Annotated in this window: 8 protein-coding genes; all 8 read left to right on the forward strand. The window is 70.4% G+C overall.

Annotated features, from left to right (window positions below):
• Window positions 1-11: 11 nt before the first annotated feature.
• A complete protein-coding gene (pstA, locus tag ACZJYS_RS22660; RefSeq protein ID WP_493180418.1) occupies window positions 12-803 on the forward strand; it encodes a phosphate ABC transporter permease PstA in 792 nt (263 codons plus the stop codon).
• 20 nt (window positions 804-823) lie between these two features.
• Window positions 824-1633, forward strand: a complete 810-nt coding sequence (pstB, locus tag ACZJYS_RS22665) for a phosphate ABC transporter ATP-binding protein PstB (RefSeq protein WP_493180419.1) — start codon at window positions 824-826, stop codon at window positions 1631-1633.
• Between the two features lie 10 nt (window positions 1634-1643).
• Window positions 1644-2396: a phosphate signaling complex protein PhoU gene (gene phoU / locus ACZJYS_RS22670; RefSeq protein WP_109517631.1), complete on the forward strand. Its 753-nt coding sequence runs from the start codon at window positions 1644-1646 to the stop codon at window positions 2394-2396.
• Between the two features lie 40 nt (window positions 2397-2436).
• Window positions 2437-3153, forward strand: a complete 717-nt coding sequence (gene phoB, locus ACZJYS_RS22675; protein WP_109517632.1) for a phosphate regulon transcriptional regulator PhoB — start codon at window positions 2437-2439, stop codon at window positions 3151-3153.
• Window positions 3154-3256: 103 nt separating this feature from the next.
• Complete coding sequence (locus tag ACZJYS_RS22680) at window positions 3257-3619, forward strand: DUF4870 family protein (protein ID WP_379633895.1); 363 nt, start codon at window positions 3257-3259, stop codon at window positions 3617-3619.
• Window positions 3620-3720: 101 nt separating this feature from the next.
• A complete protein-coding gene (locus tag ACZJYS_RS22685; protein ID WP_379651951.1) occupies window positions 3721-4134 on the forward strand; it encodes an ATP-binding protein in 414 nt (137 codons plus the stop codon).
• Between the two features lie 28 nt (window positions 4135-4162).
• Window positions 4163-4486, forward strand: a complete 324-nt coding sequence (locus tag ACZJYS_RS22690) for an STAS domain-containing protein (RefSeq protein ID WP_109517635.1) — start codon at window positions 4163-4165, stop codon at window positions 4484-4486.
• Between the two features lie 37 nt (window positions 4487-4523).
• Window positions 4524-4828, forward strand: a 305-nt coding sequence (locus ACZJYS_RS22695; RefSeq protein ID WP_493180417.1) for a hypothetical protein, incomplete at its 3' end; no start/stop codon positions are given.

Consider the following 4828-nt stretch of genomic DNA (forward strand, 5'->3'; position numbering starts at 1 on the left):
CCTCCCATCTCGTGAAGTTCGCCTGCTACGGCGCCACGGCGGTCGGGCTGCTGCTGCTGCTCTCCATCCTCGGCACGCTGTTCTGGAACGGCTTCGCGGCGCTGAACCTGCGCGTCTTCACCGACATGACGCGCCCGCCCGGCTCCGAGGGCGGCCTGCTGAACCCGATCATCGGCAGCCTGATCCAGACCGGCATCGGCACCGCCATCGGCACGCCGATCGGCCTGCTCGTCGGCACCTACCTGGCCGAGTATGCCAAGAACTCGCCGCTGGCCAACGCGGTGCGCTTCGTCTCGGACATCCTGCTCTCGGCGCCTTCCATCCTGATCGGCCTGTTCGTCTACCAGATCCTGGTGGTGCCGTTCGGCGGCTTCTCCGGCTGGGCCGGCTCGGTGGCGCTGGCCATCATCGTCATTCCCATCGTGGTGCGCACGACGGAGGACATGCTCCGCCTGCTGCCCGACACGCTGCGCGAGGCCGTCATCGGCCTCGGCGCGCCGAAGTGGAAGATGATCACGCTGGTCTGCTGGCGGGCCGCGGCGTCCGGCATCGTCACCGGCGTGCTGCTGGCGGTGGCGCGCGTGGCGGGCGAGACGGCGCCGCTGCTGTTCACCTCGCTCGGCAACCTGAACTGGTCGCTCAGCCTCTCCGCGCCCATGTCCAGCCTGCCGATCACCATCTTCGCCTATGCCGGCTCGCCCTATCAGGACTGGATCGCGCTGGCCTGGGCCGGTGCGCTGATCATCACCCTGGGCGTGCTGGGGCTCAACATCGTGGCGCGCAGCCTGCTGCGCAGGAAGTGAGGAAGACCATGGGCGTTTCCATGATCCAGACCGGCGCGGACACCGCCGTGGCCGCCAAGCCGGGCGCCGCGATGAACGCGCCGCGCATCGCCGTGCGCGATCTCGACTTCTACTACGGCGCCAACAAGGCGCTGAAGGGCATCAACTTCGACCTGCCGGACCGGCAGGTGACGGGGATGATCGGCCCCTCGGGCTGCGGCAAGTCCACCCTGCTGCGGGTGCTCAACCGCATGTACAGCCTCTACCCCGGCCAGCGCGCCACGGGGCAGGTGCTGCTCGACGGCAAGAACATCCTCGACGCCGATGTGGACATGAACGCGCTGCGCGCGCGCATCGGCATGGTGTTCCAGAAGCCGACGCCCTTCCCGATGACGATCTACGAGAACATCGCCTTCGGCGTCCGGCTGCACGAGAAGCTCTCGAAGAGCCAGATGGACGAGCGGGTGGAATGGGCGCTGACGCGCGCCGCCATCTGGGGCGAGGTGAAGGACCGGCTGAACAGCAGCGCCATGGGCCTCTCGGGCGGCCAGCAGCAGCGCCTCTGCATCGCGCGCTCCATTGCCGTGCGCCCGGAGGTGATCCTGCTCGACGAGCCGACCTCGGCGCTCGACCCGATCAGCACCCTCAAGATCGAGGAGCTGATCGACGAGCTGAAGCAGGACTTCACCATTGCCATCGTCACGCACAACATGCAGCAGGCGGCGCGCTGCGCCGACCAGGTGGCCTTCTTCTACCTTGGCGAGCTGATCGAGGTGGCGCCGGCGGAGGAGATGTTCACCGCGCCCAAGCAGAAGAAGACCCAGGAATACATCACCGGCCGTTTCGGCTGACGAGGGCGCCATGAAGACCTTGCCGACCGAGACGTCCGACCCGCAGCCCCAGCAGAGCGAGCACATCGTGCGTTCCTACGAAGAACAGCTCAAGCGCCTGCGCGAGATGGTGGCCCGCATGGGCGGGCTGGCCGAACGCCAGGTGGCCGACGCCGCCACGGCCCTGATCCGCCGCGACACCGAGCTCGCCAGCGCCGTCGTCGGCCGCGACGGCGAGATCGACGCGCTGGAGACCGAGATCGAGAATTTCTGCGTCCGCCTCCTGGCGCTGCGCCAGCCGATGGCGGCCGACCTGCGGCTGATCGTCGCCGCCATGAAGGTCTCGACCGACATCGAGCGCATCGGCGACTACGCCCGCAACGCCGCCAAGCGCGCCATCGTCGTCTCGCAGCAGCCGCACCTCGGCAGCCTCAACGGCTTCCAGTGGATGGCCAAGCTGGTGCAGGAGAACCTCAAGGAGGCGATCGACGCGCTGGTGAAGGAGGACGCCGCCGCCGCCGAGCGCGTCTGGGGCGCCGACGCGCCGGTGGACGACATCTACAACGGCATCTTCCGCGAGATGCTGACGCACATGATGGAGGACCCGCGCAACATCACCGCGGCCACCCATCTGCTGTTCATCGCCAAGAATTTCGAGCGGATCGGCGACCACGCGACGAACATCGCGGAGACCGTCCACTACGCCGTGCTCGGCCACATGCTGCCCGAGGACCGTCCGAAGTCCGACGCCTCCGCCTACACCGTTGTCCGCCCGCCCGCCTGAGCGCGGCACCCGCGAGACTGACCGAGGAAAGACCCCGGCCATGGCCGAGCTGAATTCCGGCATGCCCCGCCCGACCATCCTGGTGGTCGAGGACGAGGCGCCGCTGCTGACCCTGCTGCGCTACAACCTGGAGAAGCAGGGCTTCCAGGTGGACGAGGCGGCCGACGGCCAGGAGGCGCTGATGCGCGTGGCCGAGGCGCCGCCCGACCTCGTGCTGCTGGACTGGATGCTGCCCGCCATGTCCGGCCTCGAGGTCTGCCGCCAGCTGCGCCGCCGGCACGACACGCGTGGCCTGCCGATCATCATGGTCACCGCCCGCACCGAGGACCAGGACGCCGTCCGTGCCCTCGACACGGGCGCGGACGACTACATCGCCAAGCCCTTCGTGATGGAGGCGCTGCTGGCGCGCATCCGCGCCCTGCTGCGCCGTTCCGGCGGCGTCGCCACCAAGGGCACGCTGGCCTGGCAGGACGTGACGATGGACCAGGACGCGCACCGCGTCTCGCGCGGCGGGCGGCCGCTGCATCTGGGCCCCACCGAGTACCGGCTGCTGGAGTTCTTCCTGCAGCATCCCGGCCGCGTCTTCTCGCGCGAGCAGTTGCTGGATGCGGTGTGGGGCCGCGACATCCATGTCGAGCCGCGCACGGTGGACGTGCATATCCGCCGCCTGCGCAAGGCGGTGAACGGCGAGGGCGAGGTGGACATCATCCGCACCGTGCGCAGCGCCGGCTACGCGCTGGATCTGGAGCACGCCTGAGGCGTCCGGGCCGGGGCCGCCCGCCGGGGCGGCCCGTCCGGCCTTGCACCCGGCGGCGCGGGAGGTCATCTGCCAGGCTGCGCAACCGCCAGGGAGACCCCGCATGGACCCCGTTACGCCACAGCCGCGCGAGGCCGAGAGCCGGCTGCGCAACGTCGCGCTCGCCGTGCACGGCCTCTACGCCGCCAGCTTCCTGCTCGGCGTCACCGTGCTGGTCGGCGTGGTGCTGGCCTACATGAAGCGTGCCGATGCGGCGGGCACCATCTACCACTCCCACCTGACCTACGCGATCCGCACCTTCTGGATCGGCCTCGCGCTCAGCGTGGTGAGCTTCGTGCTGTCCTTCGTGGGGCTCGGCTTCCTCCTCGGGTTCTTCGCCCTGGTGTGGTTCGTCATCCGGCTGGTGCGGGCCTTCCTGGCCTGGAACGACCGCCGCGCCGTGGAGCGGCCGGAGCGCTTCTTCTGAAGGCGCCTTCCCCCGGGCTCCCGCCACGCGGCGCCGACTGACAGGCGCCGCCCACGGCATTACCCTGTGGCCTGAATCGGAAGGACAGGATACCAGCCTGCATGGCGGGAAGCATGGAACTGTCGCTGCGCCTGTGCCCCGGGGCGCAGGCCGTGCCGGTGTTGCTGGACCGGCTGGAGGCCTATGCGGAGGAGACCGGCCTGCCGATGGGGCCCTCCCAGCGCCTGGCGCTGGTCTGCGAGGAATGGCTGGCCAATGTGGCGATGCACGGGACCGGGGCGAGTTATGCCGAGCTGTCGCTGTGGCGCGAGCCGGGGAGCCTGCATCTGCGCCTGGCCGATGACGGGCCGCCCTTCGACCCCCTGGCCGCGCCGCCGCCCGACACGGGCCGGCCGCTGGAAGAGCGTATGGCGGGCGGCCTCGGGCTGCATCTTATGCGCCGGATGACCCGGCGCCTGGACTATGCGCGGGAAGCCGGCTGCAACAGGCTGCTGGCCGTGCTGGACGTGGCGTGATGCAATGCGACAAGGAGCGGGAGAGATTATGGAGATCGTCGAGGTCCGGGCGGAGGGCGCAACGGTGGCGGTGCTGGAGGGACGGCTCGACACCGTGACCGCCCCGCTGGTCGAGGCGCGTCTCCTGGCCCTGCTGGAGGAGGGGGCCGTGGTGGCTGATCTCGCGGCGGTCCGCTACGTTTCCTCGGCGGGGCTGCGGGTGCTGCTGCGGGCGGCCAAGCAGGGCATGGGCTCCGGCCGCGGCTTCAGCATCTGCGGCCTGCAATCCCCCGTGCGCGAGGTGTTCGAGATTTCCGGATTCGACCGCATCATCCCCGCCTATCCGACACGGGCCGAGGCCCTGGCCGCCTGAGCCGCGCCAGGGCGAGGGGCAGGGGCATGTGCGCGCCATGATGCCGCCCCTGCCGGCCGAGGCACTGGCCAGCCAGGGGCTGGAGCGGCTGGTCGGCCTCTCCGACGGTATGGTGCTGCAAGGCCGGCTGCGCCGCGCCGCGCCGCTCATCGCGGAGGCCGGGCCCGGGCGGCTGCCCAGCCCGGAGATGGACGACCCCTTCTGGGCCCGGCTGATCGATGCCGTCACGGTGCAGGAGACGCGGCTTTTCCGCACGCCGCAGCAATGGCTGGGGCTGGCGGCGCGGGTGCTGCCGGGGCTGGCCGGGCTGGGCCGGCCGGCGCAGCTGCTTTCCGCCGGTTG

It is taken from the genome of Roseomonas sp. TS2 (assembly GCF_058833935.1).

Coding starts and splice junctions, on each gene's coding strand:
- phoB (WP_109517632.1), top strand. CDS start 2,437: ATGGCCGAGCTGAATTCCGGCATGCCCCGCCCGACCATCCTGGTGGTC.
- pstB (WP_493180419.1), top strand. CDS start 824: ATGATCCAGACCGGCGCGGACACCGCCGTGGCCGCCAAGCCGGGCGCC.
- phoU (WP_109517631.1), top strand. CDS start 1,644: ATGAAGACCTTGCCGACCGAGACGTCCGACCCGCAGCCCCAGCAGAGC.
- ACZJYS_RS22680 (WP_379633895.1), top strand. CDS start 3,257: ATGGACCCCGTTACGCCACAGCCGCGCGAGGCCGAGAGCCGGCTGCGC.
- ACZJYS_RS22690 (WP_109517635.1), top strand. CDS start 4,163: ATGGAGATCGTCGAGGTCCGGGCGGAGGGCGCAACGGTGGCGGTGCTG.
- ACZJYS_RS22685 (WP_379651951.1), top strand. CDS start 3,721: ATGGCGGGAAGCATGGAACTGTCGCTGCGCCTGTGCCCCGGGGCGCAG.